The sequence below is a fragment of the Rhizobium sp. BK312 genome (assembly GCF_014193605.1).
In the GTDB taxonomy this organism is placed as follows: Bacteria; Pseudomonadota; Alphaproteobacteria; order Rhizobiales; family Rhizobiaceae; genus Rhizobium.
Genome location: NZ_JACHZP010000005.1, coordinates 394,798 through 411,941, shown reverse-complemented (window position 1 = coordinate 411,941; position 17,144 = coordinate 394,798). Strand labels below are relative to the sequence as shown.

18 protein-coding genes are annotated in these 17,144 nt (G+C 59.7%); 7 read left to right on the top strand and 11 right to left on the bottom strand.

Annotated features, from left to right (window positions below; genetic code table 11):
* Positions 1-3: 3 nt before the first annotated feature.
* Positions 4-387, bottom strand: a complete 384-nt coding sequence (locus FHT85_RS16900; protein WP_112336614.1) for a YciI family protein — start codon at positions 385-387, stop codon at positions 4-6.
* Between the two features lie 178 nt (positions 388-565).
* Between FHT85_RS16900 and FHT85_RS16895 the strand changes: the two genes are divergently transcribed.
* On the top strand, positions 566-961 hold the full coding sequence (locus tag FHT85_RS16895) for a VOC family protein (RefSeq protein WP_112336615.1): 396 nt from the start codon (positions 566-568) through the stop codon (positions 959-961).
* Between the two features lie 57 nt (positions 962-1,018).
* Here FHT85_RS16895 and FHT85_RS16890 read toward each other — a convergent pair whose 3' ends face one another.
* Complete coding sequence (locus FHT85_RS16890; RefSeq protein ID WP_112336616.1) at positions 1,019-1,411, bottom strand: PRC-barrel domain-containing protein; 393 nt, start codon at positions 1,409-1,411, stop codon at positions 1,019-1,021.
* Positions 1,412-1,758: 347 nt separating this feature from the next.
* Here FHT85_RS16890 and FHT85_RS16885 point away from each other — a divergent pair, with 347 nt between their 5' ends.
* Positions 1,759-3,456 carry a long-chain fatty acid--CoA ligase gene (locus FHT85_RS16885; protein WP_112336617.1) on the top strand — a complete coding sequence of 566 codons (1,698 nt, stop codon included), beginning with the start codon at positions 1,759-1,761 and terminating at the stop codon, positions 3,454-3,456.
* Between the two features lie 175 nt (positions 3,457-3,631).
* On the top strand, positions 3,632-5,257 hold the full coding sequence (pgi, locus tag FHT85_RS16880; RefSeq protein ID WP_112398442.1) for a glucose-6-phosphate isomerase: 1,626 nt from the start codon (positions 3,632-3,634) through the stop codon (positions 5,255-5,257).
* A gap of 400 nt (positions 5,258-5,657) precedes the next feature.
* Here the strand turns inward: pgi and FHT85_RS16875 are convergent, their stop codons facing one another.
* The 3 genes from FHT85_RS16875 to FHT85_RS16865 all read right to left on the bottom strand — a co-directional run bounded on the left by FHT85_RS16875 (position 5,658) and on the right by FHT85_RS16865 (position 8,135).
* The gene (locus FHT85_RS16875) at positions 5,658-6,584 is read right to left on the bottom strand and encodes a carbohydrate kinase family protein (RefSeq protein ID WP_112336619.1); all 927 of its coding nucleotides are present in this window, start codon (positions 6,582-6,584) and stop codon (positions 5,658-5,660) included.
* Between the two features lie 76 nt (positions 6,585-6,660).
* Entirely contained in the window at positions 6,661-7,359 is a 699-nt protein-coding gene (locus tag FHT85_RS16870) for an orotate phosphoribosyltransferase (protein ID WP_112336620.1), read from the bottom strand.
* 125 nt (positions 7,360-7,484) lie between these two features.
* The gene (locus tag FHT85_RS16865) at positions 7,485-8,135 is read right to left on the bottom strand and encodes a TetR/AcrR family transcriptional regulator (protein ID WP_112336621.1); all 651 of its coding nucleotides are present in this window, start codon (positions 8,133-8,135) and stop codon (positions 7,485-7,487) included.
* A 98-nt stretch (positions 8,136-8,233) separates the two neighbouring features.
* On the opposite strand from FHT85_RS16865, the gene FHT85_RS30835 reads away from it, so the two are divergent.
* Both FHT85_RS30835 and FHT85_RS16860 read left to right on the top strand, forming a co-directional pair.
* On the top strand, positions 8,234-8,356 hold the full coding sequence (locus tag FHT85_RS30835; protein WP_281412957.1) for a hypothetical protein: 123 nt from the start codon (positions 8,234-8,236) through the stop codon (positions 8,354-8,356).
* 62 nt (positions 8,357-8,418) lie between these two features.
* Complete coding sequence (locus FHT85_RS16860) at positions 8,419-8,898, top strand: DUF1772 domain-containing protein (protein WP_112336622.1); 480 nt, start codon at positions 8,419-8,421, stop codon at positions 8,896-8,898.
* Positions 8,899-8,936: 38 nt separating this feature from the next.
* Here FHT85_RS16860 and FHT85_RS16855 read toward each other — a convergent pair whose 3' ends face one another.
* The 6 genes from FHT85_RS16855 to FHT85_RS16830 all read right to left on the bottom strand — a co-directional run bounded on the left by FHT85_RS16855 (position 8,937) and on the right by FHT85_RS16830 (position 15,149).
* On the bottom strand, positions 8,937-10,088 hold the full coding sequence (locus FHT85_RS16855; RefSeq protein ID WP_112336839.1) for a GGDEF domain-containing protein: 1,152 nt from the start codon (positions 10,086-10,088) through the stop codon (positions 8,937-8,939).
* Between the two features lie 193 nt (positions 10,089-10,281).
* A complete protein-coding gene (gene pyrC / locus FHT85_RS16850) occupies positions 10,282-11,322 on the bottom strand; it encodes a dihydroorotase (RefSeq protein WP_112336623.1) in 1,041 nt (346 codons plus the stop codon).
* A 144-nt stretch (positions 11,323-11,466) separates the two neighbouring features.
* On the bottom strand, positions 11,467-12,099 hold the full coding sequence (locus tag FHT85_RS16845; RefSeq protein WP_112336624.1) for a nucleoside triphosphate hydrolase: 633 nt from the start codon (positions 12,097-12,099) through the stop codon (positions 11,467-11,469).
* A complete protein-coding gene (locus FHT85_RS16840; RefSeq protein ID WP_181476231.1) occupies positions 12,096-12,905 on the bottom strand; it encodes an ATP-binding cassette domain-containing protein in 810 nt (269 codons plus the stop codon). Before FHT85_RS16840 ends, FHT85_RS16845 begins: the two co-directional genes overlap by 4 nt.
* The gene (locus tag FHT85_RS16835; protein WP_015338686.1) at positions 12,881-13,945 is read right to left on the bottom strand and encodes an ABC transporter permease; all 1,065 of its coding nucleotides are present in this window, start codon (positions 13,943-13,945) and stop codon (positions 12,881-12,883) included. The genes FHT85_RS16840 and FHT85_RS16835 overlap by 25 nt, the downstream gene beginning before the upstream one ends.
* Before the next feature lie 178 nt (positions 13,946-14,123).
* The gene (locus tag FHT85_RS16830; protein ID WP_112336625.1) at positions 14,124-15,149 is read right to left on the bottom strand and encodes a sugar ABC transporter substrate-binding protein; all 1,026 of its coding nucleotides are present in this window, start codon (positions 15,147-15,149) and stop codon (positions 14,124-14,126) included.
* A 250-nt stretch (positions 15,150-15,399) separates the two neighbouring features.
* Here FHT85_RS16830 and FHT85_RS16825 point away from each other — a divergent pair, with 250 nt between their 5' ends.
* Positions 15,400-16,647: an ROK family transcriptional regulator gene (locus FHT85_RS16825; protein WP_015338684.1), complete on the top strand. Its 1,248-nt coding sequence runs from the start codon at positions 15,400-15,402 to the stop codon at positions 16,645-16,647.
* The gene (locus FHT85_RS16820) at positions 16,631-17,065 is read left to right on the top strand and encodes an RbsD/FucU family protein (protein WP_112336626.1); all 435 of its coding nucleotides are present in this window, start codon (positions 16,631-16,633) and stop codon (positions 17,063-17,065) included. Before FHT85_RS16825 ends, FHT85_RS16820 begins: the two co-directional genes overlap by 17 nt.
* The last annotated feature ends 79 nt before the right edge of the window (positions 17,066-17,144 follow it).

The following is a 17,144-nucleotide window of genomic DNA, read 5'->3' as shown; positions in this document are numbered from 1 at the left end:
CCATCAATTGCCTTCGCCTGACGGCAAGGATGCACCGGGCAAGTAAAGCGAAATCGGCCTGACTTCATAAACGGCGGTAGGATTGACGCGACGCAATTCGCGCGCTGCCTCGACTGCCCCCTCAATCGTCGGAAAATCGACGACGTAGAAGCCGAGCAGCTGTTCCTTGGTTTCTGCAAATGGCCCGTCGATGACCATGCCCACCCCCGTCCCGCGCAAGGTGACGGCGTTTTGGGTCGAGCCTAGACGCGCAGCCGGCCCCAGCGATTTCTGCGCGACTAGGCGGTCATTGATCTCCAAAAGGTCCGTCATGAGTGCGGCATCCTCCTCCTTGCTCCAGGATTCGACGATATCTTCCTCGTGATAGGCCAGAATGGCGTAGTACATGGATTCTCCCCCTTGAGCCGTATACTTGAGCGCTGGGAAGTTAAGCAGACCGATCGCAATTCGGGAACCCTGGATCTATGCTCGACTGGAAATATGGCGAGTTTCCCCATGCTTGCCTTCACCGGCTGCCGATGGCATTGGCTGCAATGACATGCCCTGACGATTTATGGAGACGCCGATGGCCAAGATGATCCATTCGATGATCCGCGTGCTCGACGAAGCGCGCTCGATCGAATTCTACGACAAGGCTTTCGGCCTCAAGGTTGCCGACCGCATTGCCTTCGAGACCTTCACCCTGGTCTATCTCAGCAATGCCAAGACCGGATTCGAACTGGAATTGACCATTAATCAGGGCCGCATCGAGCCTTATGCGCAAGGGGATGCCTATGGCCACCTTGCAGTCTCCGTTGCGGAATTGAAGGACGAGCATGCACGCATGACTCAGCTCGGGCTCAACCCGGGCAAAATCATCGAACTCAATCGTGATGGGAAGCTTTTTGCATTGCTGTTCTTCGTCACCGACCCCGATGGTTACAAGATCGAGGTCGTGCAAAGGCTTGGGCGGTTCAAATAGCCCAAACAAGGCGCCAGCCCCGCCTCGGCGGGGCATCCGGCAGTTCCGCCAGCGCGTTCACATCCAATAGGGAGGCACGCCAAAATAATCGTGGCTCTTGTGGCCATGATTCTTATGGTCGTGATCGTCCTTGGCAGCGAAGCGGCACGCCTTTTCGATGTCGTTCTTGGTCATGCTGACGCGATAGCCGTCAATGCGGGCATCGTAGCGCAGCTTCTCCCACGGCAGCCGGTAGTGCTCCTGTCCGATGCCGAAGAAACCGCCGAAGCTCAGAATGACGAAAGCGATGCGTCCATCACTTTTTTCCATCATCAGCCGCTCGATATGACCAATCTGCTTGCCGTCCGAGCCGTATACCCTGGACCCTTCGACGCGATCGCAAGCGATCAGCATCGACATGTCCTTGATGTAAAGGTCACGACCCGAGAAATCGGCACTCTCTTTATGCATATGCGCACCTCCTTTTGGATACGCGTCACATAAACAATGGAGCGTCCGATCTGCTCTTTTAGGCAGCACGATGCTCCGATGGGTTTAAACCCATGGTGCTATTAACGCTCCGTTGTCATAAAAGTTCCAGTACTTTTTTCAGGATTGTAAAAAAACGTGAGCGCGGGACAAATGTTGACGTTTACGTCAAGGTTATTGTAGCTTCAGTTGCGCTCTGGTGATTTATCTGAGAGCAAGACTACGGCGATGCGAAAAGCGGGAGACTTTTTGATCGTCCAATGACACTCTGCATAGCCGCCGCATATGACGGCGGGGCGTGGTGATGGTGCGTAGAGGAGGAAATGCGCATGAATTCAGTCTCCGCTCCTTCGGATAAACCGCAGGTCAATAAAATATGGCTCGCTTCTTACCCGGATATCGTGCCGGCGGAGCTGCCGCCGCTGGAGCATGCCTCGCTCGCCGAACTGCTGGAGGAAAGCTGCGCGCGCTACGCCGACAGACCCGCCTTCACCAGCATGGGCAAATCCATCACCTATCGCGATCTCGACTTGCAGACGCGCAAGATCGCCGCCTGGCTGCAGAGCCTCGACCTGCAGAAGGGCGATCGCGTTGCCGTCATGATGCCGAACGTGCTGCAAAACCCGATCGCGGTTTACGGCATCCTTCGCGCGGGGCTCGTCGTGGTCAACGTCAACCCGCTCTACACGCCGCGCGAACTTGAGCATCAGTTGCGGGATTGTGGCGCCAAGGCAATTTTCGTTCTGGAAAACTTCGCCCACACGGTCGAGCAGGTGCTGGCGCATACGGATGTGCGCCATGTGGTCGTCACCGCGCTCGGAGACATGCTGGGCGTCAAGGGCCACATCGTCAACCTGATCGTCCGCAAGGTGAAGAAGCTCGTGCCGGCCTGGTCCATTCCCGACCACCGCAGCTTCAAGAGCGTGATCGCGGAGGGCTCGCGTCTGCCCCTGAAGCTATCGGAACTGACAGGCAGCGACATTGCCTTCCTGCAATATACCGGCGGCACGACCGGCGTTGCCAAGGGCGCGATCCTCACGCATTCCAATCTGCTCGCCAACCAGCTGCAATTGCTGCTCTGGCTGCAATCCGCCTATATCAATAAGCCGCGACCGGAACAGCTGACCTTCGTCTGCGCGCTGCCGCTCTATCATATCTTCGCGCTGACGGTGAATTCACTGATGGGCATGTCGCTAGGCGGCCATAATGTGCTCATCGCCAATCCGCGCGACATACCCGCCTTCATCAAGGAACTCGGCAAATACAAGTTCGACATGTTCCCCGGCCTGAACACGCTGTTCAACGCGCTGATGAACAACCCGGAGTTCACCAAGCTTGACCTGTCCAATACTGCAACGCTTGCCGGCGGCATGGCGGTGCAGCGGCCTGTCGCCGAGCGGTGGCAGAAGATGACTGGCGCCTGGATTACCGAAGGCTATGGCCTTTCCGAGACCTCGCCGGTCGCAAGCGCCAATCGTTTCGACAGTTCCGAATTCTCCGGCACGATCGGCCTGCCGATCACGGGCACCGATTTCGATATTCGCGACGAGAACGGCAATTCCCTGCCGCTCGGCGAAGTCGGCGAAATCTGCATCCGTGGACCCCAGGTCATGGCAGGCTATTGGAAGCAGCCGGTCGAAACCGCACGCGTCATGACGGAGGATGGCTTCTTCCGCAGCGGCGACATGGGTTTCATGGACGAGCGCGGCTACACCAAGATCGTCGACCGCAAGAAGGACATGATCCTGGTCTCGGGCTTCAACGTCTATCCGAACGAGATCGAGGAAGTCGCCGTCATGCATCCGGGCGTTCTGGAAGCAGCTGCGATCGGCATTCCTGATCCGCATTCCGGCGAGGCGGTAAAGCTCTTCATCGTCAAGAAGGACCCGGCTTTGACCGAGGCCGACGTCAAGGCTCACTGCGCGGAAAATCTTACCAATTACAAGCGCCCGCGCTTCATCGAATTCCGCACCGAACTGCCGAAATCGAATGTCGGCAAGATCCTGCGCAAGGAGTTGCGCGGCTGACATAATTCCGTGTCTTTCAGGAAGACGCTCGTGCTTGTTTCACGAGCGGCTTTTTTCGTTTTGGGCGATAGGTGAACTTGATTTACGCCCTACATAGGGAATAGTTTTCGCGACCAAACTCAAAGCGCTTGGCCCGGTTTTGAAGGCCAGCAGCGCGAACCGCAAGGAGCCCCCCATGAACGCCCTCGTCGATCAACTGAAGAGCACCGCATCGGCAACGAAGGCCACGGATATTCGCGCCGCCTTCGCCGCCGATCCGAAACGCTTTTCTCGTTTCAGCGCCTCGTTCGACGACCTGCTGATGGATTACTCCAAGACGGCTGTTAACGACGATATCCTCGCCCTTCTCGAGAAGCTCGCAGCCGAAGGCGGCGTCGCCGCCAAGCGCGAGGAAATGTTCTCCGGTGTAGCGATCAACTTCACCGAAAACCGAGCCGTACTGCACACCGCGCTGCGCAACCGCTCGAACAAGCCGGTGCTGGTCGACGGCAAGGATGTCATGCCTGACGTCAACGCTGTTCTCGCCGCCATGGGCAAATTTGCCGACGGCATCCGCTCGGGCGCGCTGAAGGGCTCGACGGGCAAGGCGATCACCGATGTCATCAACATCGGCATCGGCGGCTCCGATCTCGGCCCGGTCATGGCGACGCTGGCGCTGGCGCCTTTCCATGACGGCCCGCGCTCGCACTTCATCTCCAATATCGACGGCGCTCATATCGCCGATATCCTGAGGCTCGTTAAGCCGGAAACGACGCTCTTCATCGTCGCTTCGAAGACGTTCACGACGATCGAGACGATGACGAACGCTCAGACGGCGCGCAAGTTTATCGCCGATGCGCTCGGCGAAGCTGCCGTACAGCACCACTTCGCGGCCGTTTCGACGGCGCTCGACAAGGTCGCCGCCTTCGGTATCGACAGCGAGCGCGTCTTCGGCTTCTGGGATTGGGTCGGTGGCCGTTACTCGATCTGGTCGGCCATCGGCCTGCCGCTGATGATCGCGATCGGTCCGGAAAACTTCGGCAAATTCCTTGATGGCGCGCATGCGATGGACAACCATTTCCGCCAGGCGCCGTTCAAGGAAAACCTGCCGATGCTGCTCGGCCTCATCGGCTTCTATCATCGCAACGTGCTCGGCTATCCGACGCGCGCGATCCTGCCCTATGACCAGCGCCTGTCGCGCTTCCCGGCCTACCTGCAGCAGCTCGACATGGAATCGAACGGCAAGGGTGTCACCATCGACGGCACGCCGGTCGAGGGCAATTCCGGCCCGGTCGTCTGGGGCGAGCCCGGCACCAACGGCCAGCACGCCTTCTACCAGCTCATCCATCAGGGCACGAGCATCATCCCGGCCGAATTCATGATCGCCGCCAACGGCTTCGAACCGGAGCTGCGCCACCAGCACGACCTGCTGATGGCCAATTGCCTGGCGCAGTCGGAAGCACTGATGAAGGGCCGCACCTTCGAGGAAGCCAAGGCTCAGCTCACCTCCAAGGGCATGGACGACAAGAAGGCCGATTTCATCGCGCCGCACCGCGTCTTCACCGGCAATCGTCCGTCGATCACCTTCGTCTACGACAAGCTGACGCCTTTTGCGCTCGGCCGCCTGATCGCGCTCTACGAACACCGCGTCTTCGTCGAAGGCGTGCTCTTCCGCATCAACTCCTTCGACCAGTGGGGCGTCGAGCTCGGCAAGGAACTGGCAACGGGCCTACTTCCGGTCATCGAAGGCAAGGAAAGCGCTGCCGGCCACGATTCCTCGACGCAAGGGCTGGTGGCTGCGCTGGCAAGCCGCACGAAGTAACCGCTCATCCACCTCCCCCTTAAGGGAGGAGGTCGCCGCAAAGCGGCGGGTGGGGGTGACTGGACTTGCCCTCTCGCCCGAAGGATCACCCCACCCCGACACTACGTGCCGACCCTCCCCCTCAAGGGGAGGGTTTAAGCGTTGCGCGATCTCATCGCATCAGTAAATGGAGAGTGCGCACCCCCCTCTGTCACTATCGTGACATCTCCCCCACATGGGGGGAGATCGTTGGGAGGCCGCCGGCACCTTCTTCAGATGCAACAAATTCAGTCTCAGCAGATGCGATATCGGCTTGGGGCGATGGAGTGCCACAAGCTACCAATCTCCCCCACGTGGGGGAGATGTCCCGAAAGGGACAAAGGGGGTACAGCCCCTCCAAGTCCTCAAGATCAATGAAAGCCTAAAGCCCGATCTCATGCGCCCAGGGCGGATTGGCTCCAGCGCGGGAGACCGTGACGGCCGCAGCCTTCGCGCCCAGAGCCAGCGCATCCTGCAGCGCCTTTTCGTTCAGCGATGCCACCTGTGCCTTGGTCAGCAGGTTGTTCATCTTCAGCGATGCGAGAATGCCAGCATCGAAGGTATCGCCCGCGCCGACCGTATCGACAACCGTGACACGCTCGCTTGGCACCGAGACTTTCAGCGACTTGGTATAGCCGGTTGCGCCTTCCGCACCCTTGGTGATGACGACGAGTTTGGCACCCTGGTTCAGCCAATGAGTGGCGAGTTCGTCGTGATTGCCCGCAATGCCGAACCATTCCAGATCCTCATCGGAGAATTTGAGAATGTCGGACATGGCAGCCATCCGGCTGATGCGGCCCATGTGAGCTGTTTTGTCCTTGATGAATCCCGGGCGGATGTTCGGGTCGAGCGAGATGACCCGGCGCTGGTACTCGCGCTTCATCAGCGCCTCGTAGGTTCCGCCACACGGATTGGGGATCAGGCTGATCGCACCGAAATGAAGCGCCTCGCAATCATCGCCGAGCGTCGGGAGATCCGCTTCGGTGATCATGCGGCCAGCCGTGCCTTCGTCGTAGAAGGCATAGGTTGCCTGGCCGTTGACGAGCTTGACGAAAGCAATGGTGCTCGGACGGGGGGTGATGGCGCAATAGCTGAAATCGACCTTGGAGGCCGATAGCGTATCGCGCAGAATTTCCCCCATCATGTCGTCGGCGATGCCGGTGAAGAAGCCCGTGGGAATGCCGAGACGACCGAGCGCGATCGCTGTGTTGAAGATCGCGCCGCCGGCGTAAGGCGCAAAGCCTTTTTCACCCAGCGTCGTATCCCGCGGCAGCATGTCGATCAAAGCTTCGCCACAGCACAAAATCATTCCGGCCTCCCAAAGAGCGCGTCCATCGTGTCCATTACATAAATCGATTAGATAGATTCAGTGCAAAAGCAAAGCGTCAGTTTGTGGGCAGCTCCGAAATACCACCATTCCAGCCGGACCAGGCGAGCGGCGCGTTGAGAAAGGCTTCGACTTCCTCGAGCGTCTTGTCGTCGAACAACTTCTGCTCCTTGGCGACGGCGAGCACTTCGCGCCAGGTCGTGATGTATTGCAGGCTGACTTTCCGGTTGGCAAAGCGTTCGACCGCCTCGGGGAAAATGCCGTAATAGAACAGCGCCATGCCATGATCGACAATGCCGCCGGCTGCTCGGATCGCGTCGATGAAGGTGAACATGCTGCCGCCGGCCGTCGTCAGATCCTCGATGACGAGCACGCGGGCGCCGTCCTTCATATCGCCTTCGATCTGGGCGTTGCGGCCATGACCCTTCGGCTGCTTGCGCACATAGATCATCGGCAGGTTCAGGCGCTCGGCCAGGAAGGCGGCGAAAGGAATGCCCGCCGTCTCGCCGCCGGCGACGCAATCGAACTGCTCGAAGCCGACATTGCGCACGATGATGCTGGCTGCAAAATCCATGACCGTCGAGCGGATGCGCGGATAGGAGATTAGCTTTCGGCAATCGATATAGACCGGGCTCGCCATGCCGGACGCAAATTTGTAGGGCTTGTCGGCATTGAAGTGGACCGCCTTGATCTCCCAAAGCATCCTGGCCATCAGCTCAGCCATGACAGTGCGATCGGTGAATATCATCTGGGTCATGCAAGGCCTCCTTGGCGAGCGCTAATGTTCCAGCGGCAATAGCAGCAAGCGGGCCGAGTTTCCAGACATATGAAAGCTTTTGCGGATATCCCCTCGGTCGCCCTCTGCAGGGCGACCGGAAGCAATCAGTGCAGTGCTCCAAGATCGGCAGGGAGCATGGCCTTGAACAGTTCGATGACCTTGTCGCCCTCTTCCCGTTCGATCGAAATCGCATAGCGCACCGCAGCCGCGACAAGCTGCATGGTCAACCGGGCTGTTCTCGCAAGTTCGGAGTCGTCGCGTGCCGGCCATAGGCGTTTTAGAACGGTCAGAAACGCCTGCGAATGCCATTCCATATCCTCGGCATCGACCTGCTGCAGCAGTTTGTCGGCATGGGTCGCGTGCCATATGTCGCGCATGACAGGCTCTTCCAGAAACATAGCGTAGTAGCCATCGACAATGCGGCCGAGAGCGGACTGCAGCTGATCGCGGCTTTTGATCGCCACCAGTTCGTCTTCGACGCATTGCCGGCCCTGCTCGTTGAAGCGCTCGGCCAGCACACGGATGATCGCCGTCTTGTCGGGGAAATATTGGTAGAGCGAGCCGAAGGAAACGCCCGCCTTTTCAACGATCTCGCCCATGCGCAGCGCATCGCTGCCGTTTTTCGCAATCAGCTCGGATGCCACCGAAAGGATCAGATCCACGCGTTCGCGACCGCGTTGCTGACTGGGTATGCGCCGCGGCGTCCCCGCCTCATCCTTGCTGCGCCTGCGTCTCGCGATCGGTTCCCGTGCCATTCCATTCCCTGCCTACGCTTGTTGACAATCAATATAAGAGAGTTTATCACATTTGCAAATGAGAGAATTTATCACATTTTGTGCTGGAGGAGCCTGAAATGCAAATCTCGACAATTGCCGTCATCGGCGGATTGGGAAATACCGGCGGCCGCGTCGCCGAGCGTCTCGACGGCTGCAACTCGCCTGTCATGAACGGCATCGGCCGTACCCTCCGCAGGTAGCCGAAAGATTTTTTCGATTATGCCCGACAAACCGCCGCAACCGGCAGCTGGAGTGCTCAGTCATGACCTTTCCGATCACGAATATCGCTCTCATCATCGCCGCGCTCAGCAGCGGGCTTCTCGCCGGCGTCTATTTCGCCTTCTCGACGTTCATCATGCAGGCTTTCGCTCGCCTCCCCGTCGATCAGGGGATTGCCGCGATGCAATCGATCAACACGACGATCGTGCGCTCGCCCTTCATCGTGCTGTTCTTGCTGACGGCAGCGCTCTCGATCTTCATCGCAGTGATGGCCATCCTTTACTGGCGAGGCGGCACCAGCGTTCTGATGCTGACGGGGGCAGCGCTCTATATCGTCGCGAGCTTTCTTTCGACCATGGTCTTCAACGTGCCCCTGAATGATGCACTCGATAAAGTGGACGGCCATTCCGCTGAGTCGGTGCAGCTATGGTCCACCTACATTAGCGACTGGACGCGCTGGAACCATGTGCGCACGGTCGCCTCGCTACTCGCCGCATGCGCCTTCGTGAAGGCCCTGTTCTGACAGTCTGTGACGAGAGATGGTCAGCCGAAAACGGCCGGCTAGACAGCCCGCAGATAGGCCGCGACCTCTACACGGTTGCGGCCGTTTCGCTTTGCCTCATAAAGCGCTTTGTCGGCGGCGCGAAGCACATCATCGAAGCCGAGCCCTTTGGCAGTACCGGTCGCAATGCCGGCGCTGACGGTGCAGGCGAAAGATTTGCCTTCGATGCTGATCGCCCGTGCCGCGAAGGCATCACGCACCCGCTCTGCGACCTGCTCCGCGCGACCCGGCAGCGCGTTGTCGAGAACAAGCGCAAATTCCTCGCCTCCCAGACGCGCCACCGTGTCGGAAGGCCGCAAACCGAAGGCGAGTTCCTGGCCGAAAAGCTTGAGCACGAGATCGCCGGCGGCATGGCCGTGCTGATCGTTGATCGCCTTGAAACGGTCGATGTCGAAGATGATGACGGCCATCGAAGGGCCGAAGGACCGGCGGCCGTAAAGATCGAACAGCGCGCGGCGATTAAGCAGCCCGGTCAGGGCGTCGGTGATCGCCTCCTGACGATGAAATGCGGCTTGGCGCCACTGGTGCAAAGCAAGGGACAGTGCCCCGATCCCGGTCATTCCGGCGATGCAGACGGCGAGGCTGACATCCTCCGCCCAGTTGTCCGGCGCATGACCGAGTACGAGCTTGCCATCGGCGATCAGCACGGCCGCGCATAAGGCAAAGGAAATGGCCGTCAGCGTGTAAAGCGCCGTAATGCCATAGAGCGGCGTCGGTGCCTCGCGCCGACTGAGCCAATATTCGCGCGCCGTCAGAAGCAGGAGCACGCAGATGACAAGGTTATCGGCGATGAACGCCAGCCCGTCGTAGCCGGCAAGCATCGGTCCGATCGATGCTGACATGCCCGGCAAGCAACCGAGGGCAAAGCGGATCCTGGAAAGGCGACCCGTGCGAAACTGATAACCGGCCACCCAGATCGTCGCAAAGCCAAGGAAGAATAAGACGAACGTCAAAATGGCAAAAATCGGCTTGGGATGGTCGACATAGGCGCCGTAGACAAAGATGCCGCCGACGATAGGCACAAGACCGGCAGAACACGTCAGCAGGAAGGTATCGGGCCGGCGCGAAAACCAGCTTCCGACCAACGTGACCGCAAGGCATGATGCGGAAACACCGAGGGCGAGAAGCAGGGAGTTGTAATCGACCAGCATCATGCTCTTTCTACGGTTTGATTTCTACCGCAAGGTGTCTCCGGGCACACTAGGTCCTTAGGGGTATCGAATTAGTTACGGCAAATAATAAAGAAAATATATATCAACAAAATATACGTTTCATATTGCGGCAAACACCAATGGGTTGCCGCAATATGGTTTTTGTATTTGGCTTTACTTATGTATGATTCTGCTAAATCTCGACATCCCAATGCAAGGGGAACATGGGATCGAAAACAGTGACCGGGCCGGCGCCGGTCTCGATCTTGGCAGGGAAAGTTACGGCCTCAGCCCGGCGTACCAGGGTGATGCTATCCTCGTTGACGGGCAGGCCATACCAGGCCGGGCCGTTCAGCGACGCAAAAGCCTCAAGCCTGTCCAGTGCACCATCCTGCTCGAAGACATGGGCAAGGCAGCTCATGGTGTTGATCGACGTATAGATGCCGGCGCAGCCGCAGGCGCATTCCTTCAGCGGATCGACATGCGGAGCCGAATCCGTGCCGAGGAAGAACCTGGCATCGCCGCTGGTTGCGGCCCCACGCAAGGCAAGACGATGGTTTTCGCGCTTGGCGACCGGCAGGCAGTAATAATGCGGGCGAATACCGCCGACGAGGATGGCATTGCGATTGATGATCAGGTGATGCGTCGTGATCGAACCGGCGAGATTTGCCTTTGCCGATTTGATGTAGTCCACGCCATCCGCGGTGGTCACGTGCTCCATCGAGACCTTCAGTTCAGGCAGGCGTTGGCGCAACGGATCAAGTACGGTTTCGATGAACACGGCCTCGCGATCGAAAATATCCACCTCGGGCGTCGTGACCTCGCCATGAACGCAGAGCGGCAGGCCGATCTTCGCCATGCGTTCCAGCACCGGCATTGCCTTGTTCAGATCGCGCACGCCGCCATGCGAGTTGGTTGTCGCACCCGCTGGGTAGAGTTTGACAGCGGTGATGAGGCCGCTCTTCTTGCCTTCTTCGACGTCGTCAGGATTGGTGTGTTCGGTGAGATAAAGCGTCATCAGCGGCTGGAAGCGATCACCCGCCGGCAGCGCTTTCAGGATGCGCTCGCGATAGGCGGTCGCATCCGCCGTTGTTACCACAGGCGGCACGAGATTGGGCATGATGATGGCGCGGGCGAAATGCCTGGAGGTATCGGCTATCACGCCTTCCAACATGGCTCCGTCCCGCAAATGCAGATGCCAGTCGTCAGGACGGCGGATGGTGAGCTTTTGCATGGGCGCGACCTCTGGAAATCTGAGCGCGATCCTACCCGAAAGCTGCTTCAGCCTTTTCGGGATCGCACTTTCTGCTATCGCGCTTCGATAGCACCATCCGCCCTCGCAAAACAATCCGCGACGGCGGTTAAATGATGGGCGAGGTCAATCCTGCACGATATCTATGGTGACGTCCGCGCGGCGCCGGTTCTCCAGAATCAGCCGGCCGTTCGGCAGATCGTTGCCGTAAACCTTGGCCTGGGCGGCTTCTTCATCGAGATCGTAGCCCCTCCAGCGCGCCCAAAGCCGCTCTTCCAGCACTTCCATCGGTGGCGCGAGCATGATCGAATAGTCGAACATGCCTTCCAACTCCGCCCATTTTCCCTGGTTGAACAACAGATAATTGCCTTCGATGACGATGAAGCGATGATCTGCCGAGACGATGCGGGCCGAGGCGATGGCAATCTCCCGCGAACGGTCGAAGACCGGCACCAGAACCTCCTGGTCGGCGGCGCGCACGGCCTTGACGATATCGAGGAAGGCGCGCACATCGAAACTGTCAGGCACGCCCTTCCGTTTCAGAAGTCCCTTCTCGATGAGGACGGCGTTATCCATGTGGAAGCCGTCCATGGGCAGGACTTCGGCACTTTCGCCCCTCGCCTTCAACGCCTTGGCGACATTATCGGCCAGAGTGGATTTGCCGGCACCGGGCGGCCCGGCAATTGCCACCAGGAAGCGTTTCGCGTTGCCGGCGCGCGCGATGATCTCGCCGGCAACATCGTCAAGAGAAGCACTCATGCAGCGACGTTCTCGACCGGCGGAGCCTTGGCGCCGGTCATGAAGGCAACCGCGTCGGACATGGTGTATTCCTTCGGATTGATGACGGTCAGGCGTCGTCCAAGGCGGTGGATATGGATACGGTCCGCAACCTCGAAGACGTGTGGCATATTGTGCGAGATCAGAACGATCGGCAAGCCGCGCGCACGCACGTCGAGGATGAGTTCAAGGACCTTGCGGCTTTCCTTGACGCCTAAGGCTGCCGTCGGCTCGTCCATGATGACGACCTTGGAACCGAAGGCGGCGGCGCGTGCCACGGCAACGCCCTGGCGCTGACCGCCGGAGAGCGTTTCCACCGCCTGGTTGATGTTCTGGATCGTCATCAGGCCGAGCTCGCTGAGCTTGTCGCGGGCGCGCTTTTCCATGGCCGGCCGATCGAGCATGCGGAAGACGGAACCGAGGAAACCGGGCTTGCGGATCTCGCGACCGAGAAACATGTTGTCAGCGATTGAGAGCGCCGGCGACAGCGCCAGGTTCTGGTAGACCGTTTCGATGCCGGCATCGCGCGCTTCCATCGGCGACCTGAAATGAACAGGTTTGCCTTCCAGCTTGATCTCGCCTTCATCGGGTGTCACCGCGCCGGAAATCGCCTTGATCAGCGAGGATTTTCCGGCGCCGTTGTCGCCGATGACCGCAAGGATTTCGCCGGGATAGAGATCGAAATCGGCGTTGTCGAGCGCGGTGACGCGTCCATAGCGCTTGACGAGACCGCGGGCAGTGAGGATGGGTTCGACGGTCGTGGTCATGCCGATACCTTTCTGATCCATTGATCGATCGCGACGGCGCCGATGATGAGCACGCCGGTCAGAAGCACCTTCCATTGCGGATCGGCGCCGAGCATGTTGAGGCCCATGGAGACGACGCCGACGATCATGGCGCCAAAGAGCGTGCCGAGGATGGAGCCGCGGCCGCCGAAGAGCGAGATGCCGCCAATCACGGTTGCGGTAATCGCCTGAAGATTGAAGTCCGTCACGGCCGAAGACGGTGAGACCGAGCCGTTGCGGCCGATCGAAACCCAGGCGGCAAAGGCCGCGATCAGTCCCGAAACGCCATAGACGGCAAGCAGTACCTTCTTGGTCTGGATGCCCGACAATTTCGCCGCTTCCGGATCATCGCCGACGGCATAGACATGCCGGCCCCAGGCGGTATGATTGAGAATGTACCATAGGCCCAGCACCAGCAGCACCATGGCGATGACGCCGAGGGTCAGCACAGCACCGCCAAGCCGGAAGCTGATCGCGAAGAGATGCAGGAGCGGCGCCTTTTCATCGACATCGGTATCGCGGATGGTTTCATTGGCGGAATAGATGAAGTTCGTCGCCATGACGATGTTCCACGTGCCGAGCGTCACGATGAACGGCGGCAGCTTCATGTTGGCGACGAGGAAACCGTTGAGCAGCCCACAGAGGCCGCCAGCGGCCATGCCGGCGATGATGGCGACCGGCGCCGGCAGACCGTAAGTGACGGCGACGTTGCCCATGACGACGGAAGAAATGACCATGATCACGCCGATCGAAAGATCGATGCCGGCGGTCAGGATGACCAGCGTCTGGGCAGCACCGAGAATGCCGACGATCGCGATCTGCTGCAGGATCAGTGTCAGCGTATAGGCGGAAAAGAACCGCCCACCGATCGCGATGCCGAAGATCACGATCGCCATTACCAATACGATCAACGGCACGGCGGCCGGCGTCGAATGCAGAAAGTGCTGCACGCGCTTGAGAAAAGAGACATCGTGCTGCTCGAACGACGCGACGTTCTTGTCGCTGCCGTCGAGAACACGTTCGAATTCCTGTGCTCCGGACATAATTATTCCTCCGCCACCGCGCTCATGCGCGGAAACCGCCGGCTGTTAAGGGGTCCGCCGAGGGGATGAACCCCGGCCGACGTGACTGTTGCGATGGTCTGCTCCCTTATAAGGAGAGCCGCGCCAGCAGGCGCATGACGCGGCTCCCGAAGGGATTATATCACATTTCGTAAGGGACTTAGCCCCAGCACTTTGCCGTGCCTTCCTTGGTATCGATCGACTTCAGGCCGGAAACCGGCTTGTCGGTGACCAGGGAGACGCCGGTGTCGAAGAAGGACTTGCCTTCGGTCGGCTTCGGCTTCTCGCCGCTATCGGCGAACTTCTTGATCGCCTCGACGCCGAGGGCAGCCATCATCAGCGGATACTGCTGCGACGTAGCGCCGATCACGCCTTCCTTGACGGATTTGACGCCCGGGCAACCGCCGTCAACAGACACGATCAGAACCTGCTTTTCCAAGCCGACGGCCTTCAGGGCCTGATAGGCGCCGACAGCGGCCGGTTCGTTGATCGTGTGGATGACGTTGATGCTGGAATCCTTCTGCAGGAGGTTTTCCATGGCCTTGCGGCCACCTTCCTCGTTGCCGTTGGTGACATCATGGCCGACGATGCGCGGATCGGTTTCGTCGCCGATCTTGTTCGGATCCTTCGGGTCGATGCCGAAGCCGATCATGAAGCCCTGGTCGCGCAGGACGTCGACGGAAGGCTGCGACGGCGTCAGGTCGAGGAAGCCGATCTTGGCATCCTTGGCCTTATCGCCCAGCGTCTTGTTGGCCCATTCGCCGATCAGCTTGCCGGCAAGAAGGTTGTCGGTGGCGAAGGTCGCGTCGGCGGCGTCAGCCGGCTCCAGAGGCGTGTCGAGCGCGATGACCAGCAGGCCGGCATCGCGTGCCTTCTTGACGGAGGAAACAATGCCCTTCGTGTCGGAAGCGGTGATCAGAATACCCTTGGCGCCGCTGGCGATGCAGCTTTCGATCGCGGCAACCTGGCTTTCGCTGTCGCCGTCGATCTTGCCGGCATAGGACTTCAGCGTGACGCCGAGTTCCTTGGCCTTGGCAGTGGCGCCTTCCTTCATCTTGACGAAGAAGGGATTGGTATCGGTCTTGGTGATGAGGCAGGCGGATACGCCGGCGGCCTTGGCCGGAGCGGCAAATGCAACGCCGAGCGCCAGGGCGGCAACGGCTGCGGAAATAACGGATTTCTTCATTCAATCCTCCCGATGTTTAAAAGCCGGACCCTCCGGCTGTCGCGGGCTCACTTCGAACCCGGTTAAAGATGCGTCAAGCCTGTCGGATTGTTTTCGGTGGACCTCCTCCAAGGCTATGCGCGCATCCTCGACGGTCAATATCAGACCCTAAAGAAATCCACCTGTCAATAAATAAATCGGATTGAATTATTAATTCGATGTGGCATTCTGGAAAAAAATAGGGCATGGCCATGATGGAAGGAGCAGGCCCATGTCTCTCGTGCATGACCCGGAGGACACACCGACAACACCGGCGATTCTCGACCCCTCCGGGGGCGCGAACCAGCTTGGCGTGCGCGCCCACAACGAACGGCTTGTGCTTTCGCTCGTGCGCCGTCACGGCGCGCTTTCGAAGGCCGATATTGCGCGGCGAAGCGGGCTTTCGGCACAGACGGTGTCCGTCATCATGCGGGAGCTGGAAAAGGACGGGTTGCTGTCCCGCGATGCGCCGGTCCGCGGGCGCGTCGGTCAGCCTTCCACTCCAATGCGGCTCAATCCGGACGCCGTACTCTCCTTTGGCGTCAAGATAGGCCGGCGCAGCGCCGATCTCGTGCTGATGGATTTCGTCGGCGGCATCCGGATGCAGCTCCATCAGATCTACCCCTACCCGCTGCCGCAGGACATCATCACCTTCGTCGCAGCCGGCATCAAGGAACTGGAAGGACGCCTCAGCGAAGAGCAGCGCCGCAAGATCGCGGGAATGGGCGTTGCCGCACCGTTCGAGCTCTGGAATTGGGCCGAGCAAGTGGGCGCGCCGCCGGGAGCGATGGATGCCTGGCGAGGCTTCGATCTACGAGCCGAAATTGCCTCGCGTGTGTCTTACCCGGTCTTTCTGCAAAACGACGCTACCAGCGCCTGCGGTGCCGAACTGGTCTTCGGGATCGGCCCGCATTATCCGGATTTCGTCTATTTCTTCATAGGCTCGTTCCTCGGCGGCGGCATCGTCCTGAATTCGTCCGTCTTCGTTGGCCGAACGGGCACCGCCGGCGCACTCGGCCCCCTGCCCGTGCGCGGCCGCAACGGCGAGAATCGCCAGCTTCTCGAGATCGCCTCGATCTTCGTGTTGGAAAATCTATTGCGGGATCATGGTTTCGATCCACGCCCTCTTTGGTATTCGGCGGATAATTGGATCGATTTCGGCGAGCCGCTGGAGATCTGGATCCAGGATACGGCCAAGGCACTGGCACAAGCGATCGTCGCCTCCGCCTCCGTTCTTGATTTCAGCGCCGCCGTCATCGATGGCGGCTTTCCCGGCTGGGTGCGAGAACGCGTGGTGCGCGCAACCATCAAGGCAGCGGCGGAACTGGATCTTCAGGGCGTCGTCATGCCCGAGATCATCGAGGGTGCCGTCGGGCCGCAGGCACGCGCCATCGGCGGCGCCAGCCTGCCGATCTTCGCGCGTTACCTCATCGACCAGAACGTTCTTTTCAAGGAGATAGAGCATGCTGAAGGGCATTGACCCACTGTTGAGCCCGGAGCTTCTGGCGACGCTACGCGCCATGGGCCATGGCGACGAGATCGCCCTCGTAGACGGCAATTATCCCGGTCTCGAACATGGACGCCGCCTCATCCGCCTCGACGGCCATGGCGTCATTCGCGTCCTCGATGCCGTGCTGAGCGTGCTGCCGATCGACGATTTCGTGCCGCAGGCGATATTCCGGGCGACCGTCAAGCAGGACCGCGATGCCATCGACCCCGTTCATGCGGAGATGATCGAATGCTGCGCCCGGCATGTGCCCGAGATCAAGGTCGTGCCGTTACTGCCGGCGGAATTCTACGAGCGGGTGCAGCGTGCGCATGCGCTGATACAGACCAGCGAGCCGCGGCTCTATGGGAACATCATTTTGCGCAAGGGTGTGATTTATCCCAAGGGGTAGTGAGGACGGCTTGCCCCAAAGCCCCTCATCCGGCCTTCGGCCACCTTCTCCCCGCAAGCGGGGAGAAGGAGCTAGATGC